The following is a 21,318-nucleotide window of genomic DNA, read 5'->3' on the forward strand; positions in this document are numbered from 1 at the left end:
AAGTGACCGGAGATCACGCATGATGCAGGTATCATCGAGCTTCACTCGTCTTGCGAGGCTGATGGTGATCGCGCTCTGCGGGATCCTCATGCAGGCCGCCGCGGCCTTCGCCCACGCATCGCTCAACACAAGTGAACCGCAGGATGGCGCGGTCGTCGGCACCGCGCCATCGGTCTACGTGCTGACCTTCAGCGAGCCGGTTTCGCCGTTGTCCTTAAAGCTCGTCAGACCGGATGGAACAGCGATCCCGCTCGAGCGGTTCGACCTGAAGGATCGAGTGGTCGTGATCGCGGCGCCATCCGATCTTGGGCACGGCACACATGTGCTCAGCTGGCGCGTGACCTCTGCCGACGGGCATCCGATCGGTGGATCGGTCGTCTTTTCGGTTGGCGCGGCCGGCACCGCTCCGTTCATGAACGAAGACGAGATCGACTGGGCCGTGCGCGCCGGTCTCCTCCTATCGAAGCTCGCGCTTTACGTGGGGCTGTTCATCGGCGTCGGCGGTGTGTTTTCGCGCCACTGGCTGCTCTTTGGCTCGCGATCAGGGTGCAAAGTCGTCGCAGCAGCGCTCGGTATAGGGCTTATCGGCGCACTTGCCGCTGTGGGTGTTCAGGGGCTCGATGCACTGGGCGTTTCCGTGACGCAAATTGTCGAGCCGGTCGTTTGGTCCACGGCGATGGCAACGAGCTTCGGCGGGACGGCCATTGCCGCCTTCGCTGCCTTTTGTGTGGCCGCCATCGCTCTCCGGGCGAAGGGTCGGTCTGCTCGACTGTCATCTCTCGCCGCGCTGATCGCGTCATCCCTCGCCTTGTCGCTGAGCGGCCATGCATCGACAGCCGAGCCGCAATGGCTGATGCGCCCGGCAGTCTTCCTGCACGTCGCAACGATCAGTCTCTGGGTTGGAGCGCTGGCTCCCCTGGGCCTCGCGTTGCGGCCCAAGGACCCGATGGCCCTTCAGGCGCTCGGCCGGTTCTCGGCGTCCATCCCTTACGTGCTCGTTGTTCTTATCGTGGCGGGTTTCATCTTGGCCATCGTGCAGGTGGAGAAGCCACAAGCGCTGCTGGAAACCGCCTATGGCCAGGTGCTCATGGTCAAGATGGCGTTGCTGGTCGGACTGTTTCTGTTGGCGCTTGCAAATCGCTGGCGCCTGACGGAACCGGTAATGGCTGGCGATCGGGCTTCGGCGAAGCGGCTGGTCCGCTCGATCGCCGCGGAAACACTGATCGTCGTCCTGATCTTCGGCGCCGTTTCTTGTTGGCGCGTCATGCCGCCGCCGCGCGCGCTCTCAGCCCTGGCGGCGCAACCGGCAAGCGTTCACATCCACACGGACAAGGCGATGGCCCTCGTTGAGGTCTTGCCCGGACGGGCGGGCGAGGTCGACGTATCGATCAACCTCGCCACGGGCGAAGTCGAACCGCTTGCCGCCAAGGAGGTGACGCTCGTCCTATCCAAGCCTGATTCCGGCATCGAGCCGTTCAAACGTGCGGCAGCGCGGAGCGGCGACGCAGATTGGCGGATCGAGCGCGTGAACATACCGCTGGCGGGCATCTGGCAGGTACGTGCCGATGTTCTGATCAATGACTTCGAGAAGGTAACGCTGAGCGATCAAATCAACATTGGGCCGTGAGCGCGCAGGCTGCCGCACTATCTCGCACGGACGCCTGCGGATCGCCCTGTGGGCGTTCGATCGCTACTGCCCTGGAAGTGTTCCGACTAGCCCCGGCTGGTTATCCAATAGTCCGTTTAGGTTCATTGCCTTCGGATGAAGCCTCTGTCAGCCTTTTCCGATTGCGATTGCTGCCGATATCGCAGTCCCCGCTGCAGCGGCCAATCGCAAGCACCTGACTCTGGGCCTCTGCTTGGTTGGTGGAGGCTCTTTTTTTGGACGCGGGCGTGGGCGGTAGCCGACCGGAGGCGGTCCGCTCGACATAAATCGCAGATCACGTCCCACGTTAATATTTTAGAAATATCGAATGTTCATTCTGCTCCGCCATGCGCGGTTTCCTGCTGATGGCGATTTACGCGGGCGGATTGTGGGTGGTCGACACGACGATGTGTGAAGGCCGCTACACCCAGGAGTTTGGGCATGAGGTTCAATCCGCGACAAGACAGGCCCGGTATTGGCTGAACGTCCAATTGAACTTCCTGGCCGCCCGCTTCTAACCGACCATTGCTACGCGGTGCCGGAGAAGCGGGAAGCCGAGGATTTCTGCCTCCCAAGGGAATGGGTGGCTACTCAAGCGACAATCGAAGGCACTGAGATCGTAAGGCGCAAAGCAACGAGACACCCGCCGGGAGGGGCGGAGTTCAGGCGGAAGTCGTTTCACGGAAGCCGCTGTCGAGAGCATTGTGCGCTGCCTGCATGACGTCGATGTCGTGAATGTGGCTTATGGTCGCCATCTCCATCATCAGATCGCCGATTACCAGATCAATACGTCTCGGCGCGTCGTTTTCCTTTTTCGCGATGGCGGTCTCAAGCTGCTCGTGCGATCCCCCCAAGGCAACATAGAGTTCCAGCGCAGTCGTCAGAACGTTCGTGCGACGCACGGAGATATCGCTGGTCGAAGCATCGCCTACGGAGGCAACCATCAATCGAACAGCTCTGTTTTGGAACTCACTCATTCTGCAACCTGTTCAAATGCCATTTGGTGCGGAGCATATCGCCGATTGCTGAACCCTATCTTAAGCGCAAAGGTAGTGTAGGTCGTGGCGCTGAGGTTTTACTCAAGCTGGCGAAGTCGAACCTTCATAGGGGCAAGGTCTCGTTATGACCATTCGGCTTGCGACCGTGGTCTCGCCGACTGCCGGCGCAATTGAGAACGTTTAGAGAACTTTTCCTGTGTGACTGCACCATCTGCCGGTGTATAAGAGCCGGATGGTCCAGAGAGCAGGCAGTGCAGATCTTCCGCTTCACGGTGGCCGGGTTCCCCGGTGGCTTGGCGAGCGCATGACGAAACTTGGCGCAATCATCACCCAGGCGATCGTCATCGAATATGGTCGAGACGAGTTTCTTCGGCGGCTGGCGCATCCGTTCTGGTTTCAGTCTTTCGGATGCGTCATGGGTATGGACTGGCACTCTTCCGGCATAACCACCAGCGTCATCGGCGCCCTGAAGCGTGGTTTGTCGCCTCTGTCAGGCGAACTCGGTATTCATGTCTGTGGCGGGCGAGGGCGGAATTCCCGGGAGACCCCCGGCGAGTTGATTGCGATCGGCGAGCGCGTGGGCCTCGATGGAAGTGGCCTGGCGACAACCAGCCGCCTCGTCGCAAAGGTCGACAGTGCAGCAGTTCAAGACGGCTTCGACCTTTACCTGCACGGTTTTATCGTCACTGACGACGGCAAATGGGTCATCGTGCAACAGGGCATGAACGGCGAAAGGCGGCAGGCCCGGCGCTACCATTGGCTTTCGGAGGGGATCACCAGCTTCGTGGATTCGCCCCACACGGCGATCGAAGGCGCGCGGCAGGGCGAGATCGTCAACCTTGCCGACCGCCGCGCCGCGGCCTCGCGCAATAGCCAGCTCGATCTTCTGGCTTCGCTGGGGCCGGATCGGATCGTCCGGGAGGTCGCAGCCATCGAGCCAAGGCGGGTGACCAAGCAAAGCGCGCAGCCAATGCTGCCGCATCTGATTATGCCTGAACATCACGACGTGCGCGAAGAAGACGTCAATATGAAACGCCTGCATGCCACGCTCGCTGCGGCCGCCGACCGTGGCCCAGAGGATTTCGAGCATCTCCTGCTGGTGCCGGGGGTTGGGGCGCGGACCGTCAAGGCGCTGGCGATGGTGGCCGAAGTGGTGCACGGTGCGCCATGCCGGTTCGCCGATCCGGCGCGCTTCTCGCTCGCCCACGGAGGCAAGGATCGCCACCCATTCCCGGTCCCCCTGAAAGTCTACGACGAGACGATCCGGGTGATGAAGTCCGCCGTGTCAAAAGCGAAGCTCGGTCGCGACGAAGAGATGCAGGTTCTCAAGCGCCTCGACGATCAGGCACGCCAGTTCGAAAAATATGTGACCGGCCCGGATCTCAAAGAAATTGTGGCCGGCGAGTTTCGACAATCGCAAGAGTTCGGCGGTCGCAGCGTCTTTGGCTGGGAAGGGCCGGACGAACCGTCGAGAGATGCAGGGCGGTCACGCCGTCAGGGTCACCGCGACCGGTAGGCGGCTCAATGCGACCGCAAGGCGTTGCAGCGAATCTCTTTCTTTGATCTCTTCGAGAAGTTCTCGCCGGAACTCAAACCTCCTCCCAAGGGTTGGAAGGTCGTGCGAACAAGCTTGCGAGGGCGAACCAGCAGAATCCACGTCAAGAGGAGTCTCGCGATGGAAGAACTGCAGAGCATCACGGTATCTGAGGAACGGCTCGAGGATTGCCGGGACGTCGTTGAACTTGACCTCCAGCTTTTGATCCGCGAGACGATCGACTCCGGGTTTTCGGTGGAGGAGGTGTTGATCGCGATCAGTGAGCTGGTGGCGGAGGATTTCGCCCACGCCGTCAAGGTCGCCAGCGTCCACTAGAGCATCCCGCATTCAAGTGGAATCAGTTGAAGCGGAAAGATGCTCCGGAAACTAAACGCGCGGGGCTCTAGGGAACGCGTTGCTGTCCGAAACGGAGTATCCGGTCGCGCAGCGAAGGCTCGGCGACACGCTTCGCCGCTTCCCGATAGTCGAACCAGGCGAGCTTTCGCTCTCCCTTCTCGGGGAATTTCCCGCGCATGCGCGTGACTTCCAGGGGGTGGAGTTGAACCCTGCAGGAGATCTTGAGCCCATGGTCGAGCCTCTTCTTGTAGAAGTAGTGGCCGAAAGGAAACCTCTGGCAGGTGCCCTTCACGCCAGCCTCTTCAAAGGCTTCTCTCGCAGCCACCTCATGCGCGCGCTTTCCTTTCATCGGCCAGCCCTTGGGAATGACCCAGCGTCCGGTGTCCCGGCTGGTAATGAGAAGGATCTCCAGTGTGTTGTCTTTACGAAAGCGATAACACAAGGCCGCGTACTGCATGCGCGGCGGCCGGCGAAGCATCAACTGCACGTCAGAGACAATCTGGTGTAGAAAATTCACAGAAACGCTATCTCCTTTGTCGCCCTTTGTGGCAAACGGGCTCTGCCTGCCACTTGCGGACAGTAACATCCGGATCGGCGGTTCTGTTCCGCCAACACATTGAGCGAAAGTGGAGCGCGCGACGGATTGGGCCGCCAATTCAAAGCATCGACAGGATCCGATTGCTGAGTGATCCCCGATAGGTCTTTTTGATGTCCACCTTGTTTTCCAGCGAGTCCAGGATCTCGTCGCAGAAATCGATGTCGTGGAGTTCGCGAATGGTCTGGAGGCCGCCAGGCGTGAATACGTTGATCTCGAGAAGCTTGTCGCCGACGATATCAAGGCCGACCAGGAACATGCCGTCTTCAACGAGCTTCGGCCGTAGCATCTCGGCGATCGCCAGCATCTCCTTCGTAATGTTGGCCGGCTTTGGAGTGCCGCTTGCGTGGATGTTGGATCGGACGTCTCCCTTGGGCGGCACGCGTCTGAACGCAGCATAGACGTCGCCCCTGTGCAGCGGTCGTCCGTTCATCAGGAACAACCGCGTATCGCCGTCCGACGCCTTGGGAAGGTAGCTCTGCACGATAAGATAGCCGACGACGCCGACAGCCTCGACAATTTGCGTAAGATTGCCCTCCGTGCTGGTACCCACCCGGAAGACGTTTCGACCGCCAGAACCCTGCAACGGTTTGATGATCACACCCTCGGAGTGGCTGTCGATGAACGTACGGATTTCATCGATGTCCTTGGAGATCAAGGTTGTCGGGCGAACGGCCACCGGGAAATCCTGGAAGTAGAGCTTGTCCTGGGCCAGTGCCAAGCCGCAGGGATCGTTGACAACGATCGTACCGCGCTCCGCGGCGAGACGGCCGAAGTTCGCCCCGGCGTAGGATGCCCAGGGTCGGCTTTCGGCGTCCTCTGACGGATCGTTGCGAAGCAGCAGAACATCCACGTCTTCGATGTTGACGATGGTCTTGTCCGCGTCCTTGAGTGCTCGCAAGAGCGTCTCGGGCTTCTTCGGTCGCGTGCCAACGAAACCGGCCGCCCGTATCATCAGTGTATCGTCAGGGCGCAGGATAAAATCACCGGGCGTCACGTAAAGAACCTCGTGTCCGCGGGAGAGCGCGGCAAGCGCCAACGCAGTCGTCGTATAGGACGGCCCTTCGGTTTCGAGTGCGTTGACAAGGAGGGCAATACGCATTGGGGCTCCTAGCTTCGGGCGAATTTGATCGCTGTTCACGCCGCGTCAAAAAATGAATGCGCGGCACATGAAAGGAGAAATAGGGCGGGCCGCCGGCGGCAGCTACTCCTGCCTATCGCGCCAGTCGGCAATTGGCGTTTTCGTTGCGATACCGTTGTCGATGGTGAGCACGCTATCGAAGAAATCGACCCCACTTTCTGACTGGATCGACGAGGTATCATGCATAACGGCGATCACCGTCGCCTCCGGGCAATGATCCTTGATCGATTGATGGAATGCCCGAACCGCGTCGCTATCAAGGGCGCCTGTCGCCTCGTCGAGGAAGAGCAGGCCTGGCCTTAATAGCAGGATCTTAGCAAGGACGAGTTTCTGCTTCTCGCCTCCCGACAGAAGCTTGTCCCAGTTCTGCCCGTCGCGACCATCGCTCGAAAGCTCTTCCGCAATTTCTTCGAGCCCGGCTTCTTCCAACACCGACGCGACAGAGGCGTCGTCATGGGCTTCAGCCTCATCCGGCAGGCAGACGAGATCCTTCAGGCAAACACCCTGGAGCTTGACGTCTTGGGCAGCGTAGAGGCTTCGCACGTTCTCCGGCGTCGTGATCGTGCCGCGTCCGTGTGCCCACAGACCGTTGATTGCCTTCAGAAGCGAGGTCTTTCCGCTTCCGGAATCACCGACCACCAAGATCCACTCTCCGGGAAGGAAATTCAGTTCGTCAGCGGTCAGGAAAGCCTGGTCATCGCCGGAATGCAGGAGCTCGATGGCGTGGATCGTCAGGCCCCGCGCGGCGTCCTGGGAATTGTACTCGAACACCGATGGGCCGCTGCGGGCATAGTAATCCTGCGGCTGCTGCACCGCTTCTATTGCTTGGGCAAGTTCGGTGATCCGGTGTGCATCCGCCTTGAGCGTCGCGATGTCGGGCATCGCATGGATGAACCACGAGCATTCGTTGATCAGGGCCGTCGCCAGCTCCGCGCCGGTGACATAGTCCTGCAGGCTGATCGTTTTGTCGACGTAGGGGAGTAGCCCTGGCGCATAGGCGACGATGCGTGAGCCGATGAAATTATGTACCAGCTCGAAGCCCATGTAGCCTGCGGTCACGCGGTTGAGGCTCGCCCAGGTGTTGTCGATCTCGCGATATCGGCGCCCGTTGACGGCCTTCTGCGCCGGTTCGCCCTTGATGACCGCAACATGAAAACTGCGGTGCAACAATTGGTTCAATTCGCTGCGATAGCTGCCTTCGGCCGATTGGATGCGTATGGACAGGCCCTGCAGGACACTGCCGAGCTTGGCTGCGATGAACGTATTGAGGGGCACGTAGATCGCGATCGCCAGAAACATCAGGCAGGCGCTGCCGTAGCTGCCGAGCAGATCAAGCCCCCTGACGGGGCTCGATGTTTCGATCAGTTTTCGCCCGACGAAGCCAAGCGACAAAACAACGCCGGCGATGCCCACGCCAAGACCGATGGCACCGCCTGTCATGCCTTTAATCGCTTCCTGTACCCTCTGGTCGATGTTGTCGGGCGACGAACTCTCGCCTTCGGTCGCGGCGCCAAATCCGTTCTGCTGAAGGTGGAAATGGGTATGGTTGGAATCGAGCAGCGCCTGGTTGAAGCGTTTATCCAGCCACTGGCGCCATTTCCGGTGGAGCGTGGTCGAGAAGAAATGACGGACCGCAGTAAACCCGGCGTCCCTGGTGATCGCAATCGCCGCAAGTGTCGCTGCGGTGGTCAGGAGCGACGAAGGCGTGGTGGGCACGGTGGGGTGGTGAAAATTGGCGATCCGATTGACAAGCTCGCCGGACGTCAGGGCGAAGTAGACGCTTGCTTGCGCCGACAATCCGGTGAGCAGCAGGATGAGAAAGGTCAAGCCCCAGGCCTCGCGCCAACGTTCGGAGAGCCAGTAGGCCAGCAGCAGGCCCCAGAAGCTGCGCATGGAGGAAACAGGGCTGCTCCGGCGCGGTCGTTCCCGACCGAGGGTCCATTTGACCAGTGCTGCTGTTCGTTGTGCGTTGCTGCGCACGACCTCACTTAAAGCCATCTCCATGAACTGGGGCGAGGATCGGGCTTGTCAAATCCGAAGAATACCGCGGCAGAGGGGCAGGGTCCTTGCCGATTGCCGATGCCCTTTTATCTCCGAGGCTTAAGCGTCGGAGATTGAAATGTCGTCGCGGTCAATTTTGTCAGTTGCCGCTCATCGGTTCCCATCGCGGGAAGGGCTGCTGCGTGCCATCCGTCGCGGCGAGCGACGCTTCGCCGTCGTCTGGTGAGGCCGCCACTTCCCTTTGTCGGGCCTCTGGCGGCCTCGAAGCATTGCGCCTCAAACGAGATTGAACTCCAGGCGCGCATTCCCGTCTAGGTTTAGCGTTTAGCCAATTCGAACTAGACGCGGGTGCTGCCCCCACGGGTCTGGATTGCTCTGTCATGTGGCGGTCCACTACGCCGGCTCGGTCCGATCCGCTCGAAGATCTCGCTGGCGGCCGTCGGCTGGAGTCCGTATTTGGCGATGAATTCTGTCAGGTCGTAGTGGCCGTTCGCAACGACTGTCGATGGATCGAAGCGCTTTGCTCGCACACGTTTCGTATTTCGCGCGCCTGTTCTGGCTGATGTGCCCGGGACCGGGGCAGAGCCATTGTCGTTCATAACCAGTTCTCCTTGCTACTGGATGTTTCGAATGCTCCGGCGGCCATCCTGTGTGCGCTGGCCGGATAGAGCATGCCGGGTCTCGCCAATGCATGGGGCGCTGAACGGGTTCCAACTGGTGCCGGCGAAGTATTGTTTCCGTCTGGAACCTTTCGGCGCCGCAGCTGTTGGAGGTGTTCCAACCAGATGGCACAGGAGCTTGCTATGCCGGAGAAGACGCTCGAGGCGCTGTTCTATGACGGCCTTAAGGACATCTACTATGCGGAGAGGCAGATACTGAAAGCGCTGCCAAAGATGGCGCGCGCCGCGCAATTGCCCGACAGCAAAGCGGCGTTCCAGAAGCACCGGGACGAAACGGAGGGCCATGTCGAGCGCTTGCAACAGGTCTTCGAGATCCTCGGCAAGCGCGCGCAGGGAAAGACCTGCGAGGCTATCCAGGGGATCATCGCCGAGGGCGAGGAGATCATCGAGGAGTTCAAAGGGAGCCCGGCTCTCGACGCCGGCCTCATCTCCACGGCTCAGGCGGTCGAACACTATGAGATCGCGCGCTATGGCACCCTGAAGACCTGGGCCAAGCAACTTGGGTTGGAGAAAGCGGTGCCGCTGCTCGACCAAACCCTTCAGGAAGAAGCGGCCACCGACAAGGCACTCACCAAAATCGCTCTCTCTGCCGCCAACATCAAGGCGAAGGCGGCCTGACCATCGTGAAAAGGCGGAGGGCGCAGGCTCGCCCTCCGCGCCAAGTCGGGCCATCGGCCAGAAGAAGCCTGGCACAAAGCCGGGCCGAAGCCATTCTGGGGAAGGCCCAGTCGCAGCGCCGCGCGCAGAGTTCGCCGCATACGGCGCTAGCTGCGCGGTGAGCGATCTGGAACACGTCCTCGACGAGGGGCTATTTTCGGGCGATCGCTTCGGCCAGCCGAAGAAGAAGAGGTTTCATCCGATCCGCCGGAACACCGGCATAACCGAGAATGAGCGCAGCCGGCTGAGGTGTGGCGATCGTATAGTCGGACAGCGGATAGCACTGCAGCCCCGCATCGAGCACGGCGCGGTGCGAGGCCTGGTCTTCACGACCGTCTTGCAGCCAAGCGAGTGCGTTGAGCCCGCTTTCGGAACAGTCGACGCGGGCAAATCCTGCAAGGACGTCCCGCCCGGCTTGCATGAACGCCTCGCGGCGCTCGGCATAAAGGCCACGCATGCGGCGCAGATGACTGGCAAAATGTCCGCCGCCGATGAACTCGGCGAGCGCGAGCTGGGTTTCGACCGGCACGCTGCGATGGATCAGTGCCGACAGGTTGCGGAAAGCACCGATCAGTTGCGGTGGCAAGACGAGATAGCCGATACGCAGACCCGGATAGAGCGCTTTGCTGAAACTGCCGGCATAGATCACGCGTCCGTTGCCGTCGATGGAGCGCATGGAGGGCAGCGGCGCGCCGTCATAACGGAATTCGCTGTCGTAATCGTCCTCGATGATCCAGGTATCGTTTGCTCGCGCCCATTTGAGCAGGGCAAGCCGGCGCGGCAGCGACAGGGTGACACCGAGCGGGTGGTGGCGCGATGGCATGACGAAGGCGAGCCGCGCATCGGGATAACGAGCCATGGCGCCTTCGACATCCAAACCGTCTGCGTCGACATTCGTTGGGCACAGCCGCAGCCCGAGCGTGCGGAACAGGTTGCTGGTGGTGACGGGCCCCGGGTTTTCGAACCATATCCCATCGCCAGGATCGGCAAGCGCCAGGACCGCGAGCGTGAAGGCGGCATGCCCGCCGGGCGTGATGACGATCTGCTCGGGATCGCAGGGATCGCGCCGATGCAGGGCCAGATATTCGGCGATCCTCTGCCGCAGAACCAGCTCGCCCGCAACGTCGCCATAGCCCATGGCCACGGCCTTGCCGCCGCGCGTCACCGAATTCCAGCATTTCCGCCAGACGGCAAAGGGAAACCGGTCGAGCGCCGGACGGTTGGGGAGGAAAGGCCTGTCTTCCATCTGGCCGATATCGGCTGACATCAGGCGTGACAGCTCGCCAATACGCGACAGGCGCGGCGGTGCAGTCTCTGCGGCATCCCGCGGAGTTGGGGTGAACCGGTGTTTCGCGGATTGGCGGGGCAGGGCCGACGACACGAAGGTGCCGGCTCCCTGTCGGGCCTCCAGATAGCCCTCTGCCTTCAGATTATCGAGCACGCGCACCAAGGTCTGGCGCGACAGGCTCAACTCCTCGGCAAGGATGCGGCTCGCAGGCAGGCGTGTTCCGGCGCGCAGGTGTCCCTTGAGGATCGCCATACGCAATTGGTCCTGCACCTGGCGGAACTTCGGCAGGGCGATCGAGGCATCGAGGCGAAGGAAAGGCAGGATCGGGCCTTCAAGCTGTTTGACCACCGATGCGTCTCCAAAATTGGTACAGTCAATTGCACCATAATGGACGTTTCTTTGTCGTCCAATTGTTACATCCTGTCCCTACACGAAAACGCACCGATGCAGCCTTCCGCGGGACGCAGACAAGGTGCGGGGGAACCGGGCCTGACGGCGGGGCCGACGACCGGATGCAAGGACAGAAGTAGCCATCGCCCACGATCCGTCGCAGACGGTCAACAGGAGGAAACCATGAAGAGACTTCTATCGCGCGCAACGAGCCGCGCCTTCGTCTCCACCCTTGCCCTGGCCGCGGCGCTGCCGGGTATCGCCCGCGCCGAAGCTTCGCAAGAACTCGTGGCAGCTGCCACCAAGGAAGGCACGCTGACAGTCATCGCGCTGCCCCACGACTGGTGCAACTACGGAGAGGTGATCGCCGGCTTCAAGGCGAAATATCCGGGCATCGAGGTCAACGAGCTGAACCCGGATGCCGGTACGGCCGATGAACTGGAAGCAATTCGGGCGAACAAGGGCAATACGGGCGCGCAGGCACCCGATGTCGTCGATCTCGGCTTGGCCTTTGCGCCGGCCGCCGCGCAGGAGGGCCTCCTGCAACCCTACAAGGTGGCGACCTGGGACGAAATCCCTGACAACATCAAGGACGAGAAGGGCTATTGGTACGGCGACTACTACGGCGTCATGGCATTCGGTGTGAACAAGGACCTGCTTGAGACCGCACCGGCCGACTGGTCGGATCTGTCGAAGTCCGAATATTCCGGGGCCGTGGCGCTGACCGGCGACCCGCGGTCCTCGGCGCAGGCGATCCTGGCGCTGATGTCGGCAGGCATCTCGCGCGGCGCCAAGCCTGGAGCGGAATCCGGCGGCAAGGGCCTTGAGCTCTTTGCCGAACTGAACAAGTCCGGCAACTTCGTGCCGGTGCTCGGCAAGGCCGGCACCATCGCACAGGGGCAAACGCCGATCGTCGCTGCCTGGGACTACAATCTGCTGGCCTGGCGCGACGCGCTGAACGGCAATCCGCCGATGGACGTGGTCGTGCCGGCAAGCGGTGTCGTCGCCGGCGTCTATGTGCAGGCGATCTCGGCCTATGCGCCGCACCCGAACGCCGCCAAGCTCTGGATGGAATATCTCTATTCCGACGAGGGTCAGACCGGCTGGCTGAAGGGCTACTGCCACCCCGCGCGTTTCAACGCCATGCTGAAGGCCGGAAAGTTCCCGCAGGAGCTGCTCGACAAGCTGCCGCCGGCCGAAGCCTATGAAAAGGCAATCTTCCCGACAGTCGATGAACTTTCCGCCAACAAGACCGCGGTGGTCGAGGGCTGGGACAAGGTGGTCGGCGCCAACGTGAAATAACTCTCCCGGTCGGCGGGAGGCTTACCTGTCAGGAGGCCTCTCTCCAGCCTTTGGCGCAATTTATTCCAGGGACAAATCCGATGACGACAAGCGTCGCATCCCTGCCGGCGGCCTCCAAGCCGCGGCAGGTCCTCAGCTGGCTCGGGGTTGCCCCTTTCTTCCTCTTTGCCACGCTCTTCCTCATCCTACCCACTCTCAACATCGTGCTTGGCGCGTTCCGCGACGCTGAGGGACAGGTGACGCTTGAGAACCTTGGCAAGCTTCTGGCGCCCTCGATACGGTCGGCCTTCTGGATTTCGATCGAGCTCAGCCTGCTGACCGCGGTACTTGGATGTCTTTTCGGTTTCCTGATCGCTGCCGCCATCACCCTCGGTGGCCTTCCGCGCCCGTTGCGCAATGCCATCCTCACTTTCTCGGGCGTCGCCTCGAATTTTGCCGGTGTGCCACTCGCCTTCGCCTTCATCGCAACACTCGGCCGCCTCGGTTTCGTGACCATGCTGTTGCGCCATTGGTTCGGCATCAATCTTTACGGGGCCGGCTTCAACATCGTCTCGTTTCTCGGGCTGGCACTTACGTATCTCTATTTCCAGATTCCGCTGATGGTGCTGATCATCACGCCAGCGCTGGAGGGGCTGCGGCGCGAATGGCGGGAGGCGGCGGAAAGCCTTGGCGCCAGCGGTTTTCAATACTGGCGACTGGTGGCGTTGCCGGTGCTGTGGCCCTCGCTTCTCGGCACGCTCGCTCTGCTTTTCGCCAATGCCTTTGGTGCTGTTGCGACCGCAATCGCACTGACCGGCTCATCACTGTCGATCGCGCCGATCGTACTGTTTGCGCAGATCCGCGGCGACGTGCTCAACGATCCGCATCTGGGCTACGCCATCGCCTTTGCCATGATCCTGCTGACCGCCATTGCCAACGCGATCTACATCCTCCTGCGCATGCGTGCGGAAAGGTGGGTCAAATGACGGAGAGACGCCTCTGGTCCTGGCTCGCCGTCGCCTTGGGCGGGCTCTACTTCCTGCTGCCGCTCGTCGGCATGTTCGATTTCTCCATGCGCATGCAGCGCGATGGCTACAGCTTCGAAGCCTATCGTGTGGTGCTGGCCGATCCGCAATTCCAGCAGACCTTCGGCTATTCGGTCGTGTTGGCACTGCTGACGATTGCACTCGGTATCCTGATCGTGGTCCCGACCGCCTATTTCGTGCGGCTGCGTTTTCCCGGGTTGCGCCCGATCGTCGAGTTCCTGACGCTGCTGCCGCTGGTCATTCCGCCGATCGTCATCGTCTTCGGCTATATCCGCATCTACAACACGTCCTCGGCCCTGCCGCTGACGGGAAGCTGGTGGGGCACCAACCTCCTGCTTCTGTTCGGCTATGCGACGTTGTCGCTACCCTACATGTATCGCTCGGTGGACACGGGCCTTCGCACCATCGATATCGGCAGCCTGACGGAGGCGGCACAGAGCCTTGGGGCCGGCTGGGCGCGCATTCTCGCCGTCGTCATCCTGCCGAACGTCTTCGTCTCGGTACTCTCAGGGGCCTTCCTGACCTTCGCGATCGTCATCGGCGAATATGTCTTCGCCGCCTTGCTCAACGTCGGGTCCTTCGGTCCGTACATGGTCTGGATGGGCGGCAATCGCGCCTACGAGCCATCGGCGCTCGCGGTGGTGGCCTTTGCCATTACCTGGGCCTGCATGGGGCTGATCCAGCTTTTCACCCGCTTTTCCAAATTCTCTACCGTGAGGCGCTGACCATGGCCTTTCTCGACATCCTTCACCTAGAAAAGTCCTTCGGCGCGCAACGCGTCGTCAAGGATTTCAATCTCGGCATCGAGAAGGGCGAATTCATCTCCTTCCTCGGGCCTTCCGGCTGCGGCAAGACCACGGTCCTGCGTATGGTCGCCGGGTTCGAGACGCCGACGTCCGGCGCGATTTGCATCGACGGGCGCGATGTAAGCGGCCTGGCTGCTAACCGTCGCAACATCGGGATGGTGTTCCAGGCCTATGCACTTTTTCCCAACCTTACGGTTGAGCAGAACATCGGGTTCGGCCTGCGAATAAAGGGCGAGGGAAAGGCAGCGATTAGCGCGCGTGTTGGTGAAATGTTGGAGCTGGTCGGCCTGCCGAAACTCGGCGAGCGCTACCCGTTCCAGCTTTCCGGCGGCCAGCAGCAGCGGGTAGCCTTGGCGCGTGCGCTGGCAATCCGGCCACAGGTTCTGCTGCTTGATGAACCTCTATCGGCCCTTGACGCGAAGATACGCACGAGCCTGCGGGAGGAGATCCGCCGCATCCAGCGTGAGCTCGGGATCACCACCATCTTCGTGACGCACGATCAGGAAGAGGCGCTGTCGATGTCGGACCGCGTAGTGGTCATGCATCAAGGCATAGCCGATCAGGTCGGCACGCCATTTGAAATCTACAATCGGCCGGCGACGCGTTTCGTGGCGCAGTTCGTTGGGACACTCAATCTCCTCGACGCCCGCCTCCTCGACGCAGCCGCGGGGCGGGTAGGGCTGGGGGATATCCCGGTGGCGCTGAACCGGGAACTGCCCGGCCGGGTTGGTGACCGGTTGAGCCTGGCGCTGCGGCCGGAAACAGTGGTGCTGGGGCGAAAAGACGAGGGCAGCGTCGTTCTCTCCGGCCATATTGCGGAGGTGCATTTCCTGGGGTCTGTGATCCGCATCCGTGTCGCGGTTGCCGGTCAGTTCGTCTCGCTCGACACCTTCAACCAACCCGACACGCCGCCGCCTTCGGTCGGCACCCCGGTCGAAGTCAGTGTTTCTGATCGTGACCTGCTCGTTCTTGCCGCCTGACGAAGCTCGAGAAGGAACCGGGATGGTGACCGATATGCCATGGGAAATGACGCATCGTCCGAACTGGAGGCAGAGGATAGAGGGGCTGTCGGCCGAAAGTCGCGCGCGGCTCGCTGCGCGGGCACGACGCGCGCCGCTGTTTGCCCATGCCTATGCCTTTCACCTGAACTTCCGCTTTGGCGGAATGAAACCCTTGGATCTAGTTGAATTCGCGAGAGGGCAGCGTCTCGCGGGCCTCAAGATTCATGTCGAGGACGGCGAGCAGGCAAGTCTCGCCAGAATGCCGGACGAGGCGTTGAGCGCCTTTGGCGCGGCGGTGAGCGGGTTCAATCTGGAGCTGCATGTCGAAACCAGCACGACGGAGCTTGCCGGGCTCTCGGATGCGGTGCGCATCGCGCTTTTGACCGGAGCCAGCTCGCTTCGCTGCTATCCGCGTTACGAGGGGCGTATCTCGCAGATCGTTGCGTGGACGATCGCAGATCTCAGGCGGCTTGAGGTACTCGATCCTGAAGGCAGGCTCCGGTTCACGCTTGAACAGCATGAGGATCTCAAATCAGCAGAGTTGATCCAAATCATCGAGGCGGTCGCTAACCCGCGCCTCAGCCTCCTGTTCGATTTCGGCAACATGATCAATGCGTTCGAAGCACCGATGTCGGCCCTGGCAGCGCAGTCGCCATACATCACCGAGGTACATGTCAAGGACTGCCTCGTGCGGGCGGACCGCGGCGGTTGGGCGCATCTCGCCTGCCTGTCTGGAAACGGCGATTTGCCGATGCTCGCGATGTTGGTGGAACTCTTGCTGCTTGGCGGCGACAGGCCCCAGGTCCTGGCCTTCGGGCTGGAAGAGGAGGAGGGCTACTTCGCGCCTGCACTCCGCTTTGCTTCCGAGGCCGGGGACCCGTTCATTCCCGTCCGCTCGCCAAGCTTCACGACGATCGGAACGGGCAATCAGGAGACGCGGCTGCGCCAGGAGATAGCGGCCGCCCACAGGCAGGTCGAAACCGTCCGAAGCCTGTTGCAGAAAATCATAACCCAAGCTGAGAAGGTCCAAGGATGACGGCCGAACACGTCTGCCCGCCGGCGTTTCTGGCATTCGCCCACGAACTGGCCGATGCCGCCGCCACCGTTATACGCCCCTATTTCCGCCAACGGCTGGAGATCTCAGCCAAAGCGGACAGCAGTCCCGTTACGGAAGCCGATCGCCTTGCCGAAATGACGATGCGGCAGATGATCGGGACGTGCTTTCCTGTCCACGGCGTTCGCGGCGAGGAGTTTGGCGTTGCCAACGCGCATGCGGAATGGGTTTGGGTGCTCGATCCGATTGACGGCACGAAGTCTTTTGCTTCCGGCTCGCTGGCTTTCGGCACCCAAATCGCTCTCCTGCATCAGGGCACGCCGTTCCTTGGAATCATCGATCAGCCGGTAACAAACGAGCGCTGGGTTGGCCAGCGCGGATGCCCGACCCTCTTTAACGGTGTACCGGTCCAAACGAGCGATACGGCCCGTCTCAAGGAGGCGATCGTCTATACATCGGCGCTGGAGCAGTTCGATCTCGATGCCAGAGAGCGTTTCTCGCGGCTGGCCGCCGGGGCGCGTTTCACGCGCATGTCGCACGATTGCTACGCTGCCGGCCTGCTCGCGCTCGGTAGCGTTGATCTCCTGGTCGAGAGCAACGTGTTCGATTACGACATCCTTCCGCAGATACCCATCATCGAAGGGGCGGGCGGTATCGTTACGGACTGGGAGGGCCACCCACTGGCTGACACGCACCGGTACGAGACAGTCCTCATGGCCGCAAACGAGACGCTCCATACCGAAGCGCTCGGTCGGTTAAAGCGCGGGAAGGACCCGGCAGCGGACTAGTGGGCCAGTCGCATTTTCTAACGAGCGGGTTCGGTGGGATGATGCCCTTCGAATAGCGGGCGATGTTTCGCGAGCGCCTGGCCTGCAAACTCGGTAAAGGCGCTGACCCGGGCCGTGCGGCGCAGATCCTCGTGGGTGAGAAGCCAGAGTTCTCTCGTCATTTCAGCAACCGGCGGCCCGATGCGCATCAGGCCGGACGTCGTATCGCCGAGATAGCAAGGGAGAGCGGTAAGCCCGATGCCGGCTGCTGCCGCTTCGCGCGCCGTAACCAGCGAGTCACAGCGCAGCACTGCCGGCGCCGGCAGCGTCGCGCGCATCCATCGTGCGACGCTCGTGGAAGCAAGCGCGTCGCCCAGCCCAACCCAGCGTTCCCTCGCGAAGTCGATCTCGTCGACTGATGCCAAGCCGCGTTCGTGCAGGTAGGAAGGCGCCGCATAAACGGCGAAAGCAACACTCGCGATCCGGCGGCCAACGAGAGCGTCGGGGGAATCGACGGCTGGGCGAATGGCGACGTCCGCGTCGCGGTGGGAGAGATTTGCCAGGGCATTCGACGTGCTCACCTCAAGCAGGACGCCGGGGTGGCGCTGCTGGAAGGCAGCCAGTATGGACGGCAAAATCGAAGCCATGAGGGTATCGGTGGTGGTGATCCGCAGGCTGCCTTCCAGACGCAGATCTTGTCCCGTCAGGCGCCGTTCGAGTTCAGTGACCGTTTCGGCCATCTGCCGCGCCACCGCGAGCAGTTCCTCGCCCCCGGCAGTCAGCGTGTAGCCGGACGGGAGGCGATCAAACAGCCGAACACCCAATTTCTGTTCGAACGATCCGACGCGCCGGAGCACGGTGGTGTGATTGACGCCGAGCGCGCGGGCGGCAGCGGCCAGAGAATTCGCCTCCGCGACCGCCAGGACAAAGCGAAGATCTTCCCAATCGATTTGGTGGTGGCTGTGCATGATTGCACAAACTTACAACAGGGAAGCGGACCGGGCGAGCGAAGTTGCAGCGCTTTCCCCGCCATTCTCGATCGGATCGGCAAAGCCGACCCCTCACGATCAGGCGCCTTGGTGTTTGGTCGGCGCGTAGTGGTTGGTGTGCAAATATGCAGCGTCAGACGGCAAAGAGACAGATCGCGCTGCGAGAAAGCACGGTCTAACTAAATAACCACGATCGGGCGGACCGGTCGATGGAGATACGCAAGATGACCCCCATCCAGCTTTACACCTACCAGACGCCGAATGGTCACAAGGCCTCGATCATGCTGGAGGAGACCGGACTGCCCTATGATGTTCACGTCATCGACATCGAGGCCGGCGACCAGAGGACACCGGAGTTCCTGGCCCTCAATCCCAACAACAAGATACCGGTTATCGTCGATCCCGATCAGGATCGCACCGTCTTCGAGTCGGGCGCGATTCTGCCCTATCTCGCCGCGCGATCCGGTGTGCTCTTGCCCGGCTCCGATACCGAGCGCATCCAGGCGCAAAGCTGGACTTCGTTCCAGGCAGCCCATGTCGGGCCGACATTGGGTCAGCTCTGGAACTACAAGGTCTTTGCACCGGAGAAGATCCCCTATGTCATTGGCCGCTTCGAGGCGGAAGCAAACCGTGTCTACCGGGTGCTCGAAGGGCAATTGGCGCGCTACTCCCACATCGCGGGTGAGGCATACGGCATTGCCGATGTGATGACCTGGCCATGGATCCATGCCGGTCTCACCAAGCTCGGCCTCACGCTCGACGCAACGCCCCACCTCGCCCGGTGGTACATGGCGGTCGGTGCCCGCCCGGCTGTGCTGCGCGGACTTGTCGTCCCGCGGCTGCCGGCCCGCGAGAGCATCAGCGCCTGATCCTTTCTCCCTATCCACGCTCAACGTCATTCTCATCAAGGAGGTCCGTCATGGAGACCCTGTTCGTCCCAATGGCTCTGGTTGCGGGCGGTCTGCTCGCCGTTCAGGCCGGCGCCAATGCGCAGCTTTCGAAAGCGGTCGGATCACCGTTCGCGGCGACCACGCTCCAGCTCGCGATTGGCACCGGTTTGCTGTTTCTCGTCGCCCTGTTCACCGGGACCCTCGCCGTGCTTGGTGCGGTTCCGCGGGCCGAGTGGTGGCATCTCATCGGAGGCACTGCCTCGGCCGTCTACGTCGTCTCGACGATCGTTCTATTCCCCCGCCTCGGCGCAGTGGTATCGGTCGGCCTCTTTATCGCCGGGCAGATGCTCGCTTCTCTCGCGCTCGATAGCTTCGGCCTGCTTGGTGTGGTGCAAACCGGGCTTCGGGTCGGAGCCGCGGCTGGCACGCTTGTCGTGCTCATCGGCGTCGGCATGGTCGTGTTCGGCCAAGGCGGAAAGGACAACCTCAAAGCTGACAAGCTTGGATGGATCGCCTTGGCACTCGTGGCCGGCGCGGTCCTCCCGGTCCAGGGGGCCGTCAATGCGCTGCTGCGCCAGGAGCTTGGCGGTGCGCCGTTTGCGGTGGGCGCGATCTCGTTCTTCGTCGCCACGCTCGCCATGGCAGCAGTAATGCTGGTGGCGCTCGCCAGGCAGAAGACACCTCGCCCCAACATCGGCGGCGTGCAGACCATGCCCTGGTGGGGGTGGCTCGGCGGTTTCGCCGGAGCGACCTATGTCACCACGGTGTTTACTGCGATCCCGGTGATCGGCGCTGCCGCAGCCGTTGGTTTCACTGTCGCAGGTCAGCAGGTCGCAAGCGTATTCGTCGATCGTTACGGCTGGTTCCGCCTCCCGCAAAGGTCGGTGTCGGGCTTGCGTCTTGTCGGTGTGGTGCTGCTGCTTGCGGGTGTCGCTCTCATCAAACTCGTCTGAAGCAAGACGCACCTTATCGCAGTCGGCGATCCGCCGACTGCCTGAGAACCTCCATGTCACTCAGTCGCTTGGCTGGTCACACCCATTCCGAGCTGCATTTCCTGCACGGTGGCGCGCGTCGCCTCAACATAGGCATCAACGAGATGGCGATTCTTTGTATCGCGAAGCCAGCAGAGGCTGAGATCAGATGCAATGTTGGGGCGGAAGGGCCTGATCGTAAGGTGATCGCGCTGGCCGTAGGCGAACACCGGGTCGACAATGGCAATCCCGAGCCCGTTGGCGACCATTTCACACACCGCCGGCGCAAGGGTCGCGTCCATGATGTAATTCAGGCGGGTGCCGTAGCCATCAAGTGTGCTTTCGATCTTCTGCCGGATGCGGTTGTCGGCGGCAAAGCCGATATAGGGCTCGCCGTCGATGTCGGCCGGCTCGACCTCTTGTTTCGCCGCGAAGCGATGGCCCGCCGGCGCTATGCAGACAAGGTCGCCGCCGCGTAGGGGAACACACTCGATATAGGGGTTGTCCGTATTGCGATTGATCAGGCCGATGTCGACCTGTTTGGAGAGCAGCCATTCAACGATGAATTGCGAACTGCGGATCACCACGGAAATATAGGCATCGCCATACCTGGCAAGAAAGCGCTTGTTGGTGTGGCTGATGAAGGGACCGGACAGGGCCGGCATCACGCCAACGGATATTTGCCCAAGCTCCTCGCGCCGGATGAGGTCGACGGCGCGCTCGATCTGCTTGATACCGGCAAAGACACGATCAATCTCCTTGTAGAGCCGCATCCCGTGTTCCGAAGGGATGAGCCGGCCCTTGACGCGATCGAACAGCGCAAGTTCCGTATCCTCTTCCAAATGCGCTAATAGCTTGCTCACCGCAGGTTGTGAGATATGCAATATCTCGGCTGCACGGCTGACCGTTCCACATTCGATCACGGCCTTGAGGGCCTCGATTTGTCGCAGGTTCGGTGCGCGCTTCATTCCATAACTTCTCAAAAGGGGGGCGGCCTGCAATCACCCTAGCCCCGTCACCGGATATTGACAATGTGACCGCTCGCTATGCTGGAAAACACCGGCGCCCGGCGCCGCGACGCGAACTGCGATCCTATAACCTTTTGGAATAGAGGCAGACTCAAAAACAATTAGACGGGTCAAAATTGCTGCGCCTATCTATGTGCAGGCTGCAGTCGGATCTATCCGGTTGCGCGATTGGCGATCGGCCCGGTATTGCGCCACGCAC

19 protein-coding genes are annotated in these 21,318 nt (G+C 61.5%); 12 read left to right on the top strand and 7 right to left on the bottom strand.

What is annotated here, in order from left to right:
* Positions 1-19: 19 nt before the first annotated feature.
* On the top strand, positions 20-1,627 hold the full coding sequence (locus tag BLU35_RS25870; RefSeq protein WP_093235058.1) for a copper resistance CopC/CopD family protein: 1,608 nt from the start codon (positions 20-22) through the stop codon (positions 1,625-1,627).
* 680 nt (positions 1,628-2,307) lie between these two features.
* On the opposite strand, the gene BLU35_RS25875 is transcribed toward BLU35_RS25870, so the two are convergent.
* Complete coding sequence (locus tag BLU35_RS25875; RefSeq protein ID WP_093235059.1) at positions 2,308-2,622, bottom strand: hypothetical protein; 315 nt, start codon at positions 2,620-2,622, stop codon at positions 2,308-2,310.
* Between the two features lie 253 nt (positions 2,623-2,875).
* Between BLU35_RS25875 and BLU35_RS25880 the strand changes: the two genes are divergently transcribed.
* Together BLU35_RS25880 and BLU35_RS25885 are read left to right on the top strand one after the other, a co-directional pair.
* Positions 2,876-4,159, top strand: a complete 1,284-nt coding sequence (locus BLU35_RS25880; protein WP_093235060.1) for a DUF763 domain-containing protein — start codon at positions 2,876-2,878, stop codon at positions 4,157-4,159.
* A gap of 159 nt (positions 4,160-4,318) precedes the next feature.
* On the top strand, positions 4,319-4,513 hold the full coding sequence (locus BLU35_RS25885) for a hypothetical protein (protein ID WP_057249919.1): 195 nt from the start codon (positions 4,319-4,321) through the stop codon (positions 4,511-4,513).
* A 67-nt stretch (positions 4,514-4,580) separates the two neighbouring features.
* On the opposite strand, the gene BLU35_RS25890 is transcribed toward BLU35_RS25885, so the two are convergent.
* From BLU35_RS25890 to BLU35_RS25900, 3 genes are all read right to left on the bottom strand, one after another.
* Positions 4,581-5,051 carry an NUDIX hydrolase gene (locus tag BLU35_RS25890; protein ID WP_093235081.1) on the bottom strand — a complete coding sequence of 157 codons (471 nt, stop codon included), beginning with the start codon at positions 5,049-5,051 and terminating at the stop codon, positions 4,581-4,583.
* Positions 5,052-5,190: 139 nt separating this feature from the next.
* Positions 5,191-6,231: a glutathione synthetase gene (locus BLU35_RS25895; RefSeq protein WP_093235061.1), complete on the bottom strand. Its 1,041-nt coding sequence runs from the start codon at positions 6,229-6,231 to the stop codon at positions 5,191-5,193.
* 102 nt (positions 6,232-6,333) lie between these two features.
* Positions 6,334-8,163 (bottom strand): ABC transporter ATP-binding protein/permease, encoded by a 1,830-nt coding sequence (locus BLU35_RS25900; RefSeq protein ID WP_286161629.1) that lies wholly within the window; start codon positions 8,161-8,163, stop codon positions 6,334-6,336.
* Positions 8,164-9,074: 911 nt separating this feature from the next.
* On the opposite strand from BLU35_RS25900, the gene BLU35_RS25905 reads away from it, so the two are divergent.
* Positions 9,075-9,569 (top strand): YciE/YciF ferroxidase family protein, encoded by a 495-nt coding sequence (locus BLU35_RS25905; RefSeq protein WP_058321958.1) that lies wholly within the window; start codon positions 9,075-9,077, stop codon positions 9,567-9,569.
* Between the two features lie 190 nt (positions 9,570-9,759).
* Here BLU35_RS25905 and pdxR read toward each other — a convergent pair whose 3' ends face one another.
* A complete protein-coding gene (pdxR, locus tag BLU35_RS25910; RefSeq protein ID WP_093235063.1) occupies positions 9,760-11,244 on the bottom strand; it encodes a MocR-like pyridoxine biosynthesis transcription factor PdxR in 1,485 nt (494 codons plus the stop codon).
* A gap of 225 nt (positions 11,245-11,469) precedes the next feature.
* Between pdxR and BLU35_RS25915 the strand changes: the two genes are divergently transcribed.
* The 6 genes from BLU35_RS25915 to BLU35_RS25940 all read left to right on the top strand — a co-directional run bounded on the left by BLU35_RS25915 (position 11,470) and on the right by BLU35_RS25940 (position 17,262).
* Positions 11,470-12,588 (top strand): ABC transporter substrate-binding protein, encoded by a 1,119-nt coding sequence (locus tag BLU35_RS25915; protein ID WP_093235064.1) that lies wholly within the window; start codon positions 11,470-11,472, stop codon positions 12,586-12,588.
* Between the two features lie 80 nt (positions 12,589-12,668).
* Complete coding sequence (locus BLU35_RS25920) at positions 12,669-13,553, top strand: ABC transporter permease (protein WP_093235065.1); 885 nt, start codon at positions 12,669-12,671, stop codon at positions 13,551-13,553.
* Positions 13,550-14,338: an ABC transporter permease gene (locus BLU35_RS25925; RefSeq protein ID WP_058321891.1), complete on the top strand. Its 789-nt coding sequence runs from the start codon at positions 13,550-13,552 to the stop codon at positions 14,336-14,338. Before BLU35_RS25920 ends, BLU35_RS25925 begins: the two co-directional genes overlap by 4 nt.
* Before the next feature lie 2 nt (positions 14,339-14,340).
* Entirely contained in the window at positions 14,341-15,399 is a 1,059-nt protein-coding gene (locus BLU35_RS25930; protein ID WP_093235066.1) for an ABC transporter ATP-binding protein, read from the top strand.
* On the top strand, positions 15,362-16,456 hold the full coding sequence (locus BLU35_RS25935; protein ID WP_143032996.1) for a sugar phosphate isomerase/epimerase family protein: 1,095 nt from the start codon (positions 15,362-15,364) through the stop codon (positions 16,454-16,456). Before BLU35_RS25930 ends, BLU35_RS25935 begins: the two co-directional genes overlap by 38 nt.
* Entirely contained in the window at positions 16,453-17,262 is an 810-nt protein-coding gene (locus tag BLU35_RS25940) for an inositol monophosphatase family protein (protein ID WP_093235068.1), read from the top strand. Before BLU35_RS25935 ends, BLU35_RS25940 begins: the two co-directional genes overlap by 4 nt.
* A gap of 17 nt (positions 17,263-17,279) precedes the next feature.
* Here the strand turns inward: BLU35_RS25940 and BLU35_RS25945 are convergent, their stop codons facing one another.
* Positions 17,280-18,209, bottom strand: coding sequence for a LysR family transcriptional regulator (locus tag BLU35_RS25945; RefSeq protein ID WP_093235069.1), 930 nt, complete (start codon positions 18,207-18,209; stop codon positions 17,280-17,282).
* A 245-nt stretch (positions 18,210-18,454) separates the two neighbouring features.
* On the opposite strand from BLU35_RS25945, the gene BLU35_RS25950 reads away from it, so the two are divergent.
* Positions 18,455-19,099 (top strand): glutathione S-transferase family protein, encoded by a 645-nt coding sequence (locus tag BLU35_RS25950; protein WP_093235082.1) that lies wholly within the window; start codon positions 18,455-18,457, stop codon positions 19,097-19,099.
* A gap of 50 nt (positions 19,100-19,149) precedes the next feature.
* Entirely contained in the window at positions 19,150-20,073 is a 924-nt protein-coding gene (locus tag BLU35_RS25955) for a DMT family transporter (RefSeq protein WP_093235070.1), read from the top strand.
* A 56-nt stretch (positions 20,074-20,129) separates the two neighbouring features.
* Here BLU35_RS25955 and BLU35_RS25960 read toward each other — a convergent pair whose 3' ends face one another.
* Entirely contained in the window at positions 20,130-21,059 is a 930-nt protein-coding gene (locus BLU35_RS25960) for a LysR substrate-binding domain-containing protein (protein ID WP_057249736.1), read from the bottom strand.
* Positions 21,060-21,318: the final 259 nt, after the last annotated feature.

This window comes from Sinorhizobium sp. NFACC03, assembly GCF_900103435.1.
Classification (GTDB): domain Bacteria; phylum Pseudomonadota; class Alphaproteobacteria; order Rhizobiales; family Rhizobiaceae; genus Ensifer.

Excerpts from the sequence above, each read along its gene's own strand:
- BLU35_RS25870 (WP_093235058.1), top strand. The coding sequence starts at position 20 with ATGATGCAGGTATCATCGAGCTTCACTCGTCTTGCGAGGCTGATGGTG.
- BLU35_RS25875 (WP_093235059.1), bottom strand. The coding sequence starts at position 2,622 with ATGAGTGAGTTCCAAAACAGAGCTGTTCGATTGATGGTTGCCTCCGTA.
- BLU35_RS25880 (WP_093235060.1), top strand. The coding sequence starts at position 2,876 with ATGGTCCAGAGAGCAGGCAGTGCAGATCTTCCGCTTCACGGTGGCCGG.
- BLU35_RS25885 (WP_057249919.1), top strand. The coding sequence starts at position 4,319 with ATGGAAGAACTGCAGAGCATCACGGTATCTGAGGAACGGCTCGAGGAT.
- BLU35_RS25895 (WP_093235061.1), bottom strand. The coding sequence starts at position 6,231 with ATGCGTATTGCCCTCCTTGTCAACGCACTCGAAACCGAAGGGCCGTCC.
- BLU35_RS25900 (WP_286161629.1), bottom strand. The coding sequence starts at position 8,163 with ATGCGCAGCTTCTGGGGCCTGCTGCTGGCCTACTGGCTCTCCGAACGT.
- BLU35_RS25905 (WP_058321958.1), top strand. The coding sequence starts at position 9,075 with ATGCCGGAGAAGACGCTCGAGGCGCTGTTCTATGACGGCCTTAAGGAC.
- BLU35_RS25915 (WP_093235064.1), top strand. The coding sequence starts at position 11,470 with ATGAAGAGACTTCTATCGCGCGCAACGAGCCGCGCCTTCGTCTCCACC.
- BLU35_RS25920 (WP_093235065.1), top strand. The coding sequence starts at position 12,669 with ATGACGACAAGCGTCGCATCCCTGCCGGCGGCCTCCAAGCCGCGGCAG.
- BLU35_RS25925 (WP_058321891.1), top strand. The coding sequence starts at position 13,550 with ATGACGGAGAGACGCCTCTGGTCCTGGCTCGCCGTCGCCTTGGGCGGG.
- BLU35_RS25930 (WP_093235066.1), top strand. The coding sequence starts at position 14,341 with ATGGCCTTTCTCGACATCCTTCACCTAGAAAAGTCCTTCGGCGCGCAA.
- BLU35_RS25940 (WP_093235068.1), top strand. The coding sequence starts at position 16,453 with ATGACGGCCGAACACGTCTGCCCGCCGGCGTTTCTGGCATTCGCCCAC.
- BLU35_RS25945 (WP_093235069.1), bottom strand. The coding sequence starts at position 18,209 with ATGCACAGCCACCACCAAATCGATTGGGAAGATCTTCGCTTTGTCCTG.
- BLU35_RS25950 (WP_093235082.1), top strand. The coding sequence starts at position 18,455 with ATGACCCCCATCCAGCTTTACACCTACCAGACGCCGAATGGTCACAAG.
- BLU35_RS25955 (WP_093235070.1), top strand. The coding sequence starts at position 19,150 with ATGGAGACCCTGTTCGTCCCAATGGCTCTGGTTGCGGGCGGTCTGCTC.
- BLU35_RS25960 (WP_057249736.1), bottom strand. The coding sequence starts at position 21,059 with ATGAAGCGCGCACCGAACCTGCGACAAATCGAGGCCCTCAAGGCCGTG.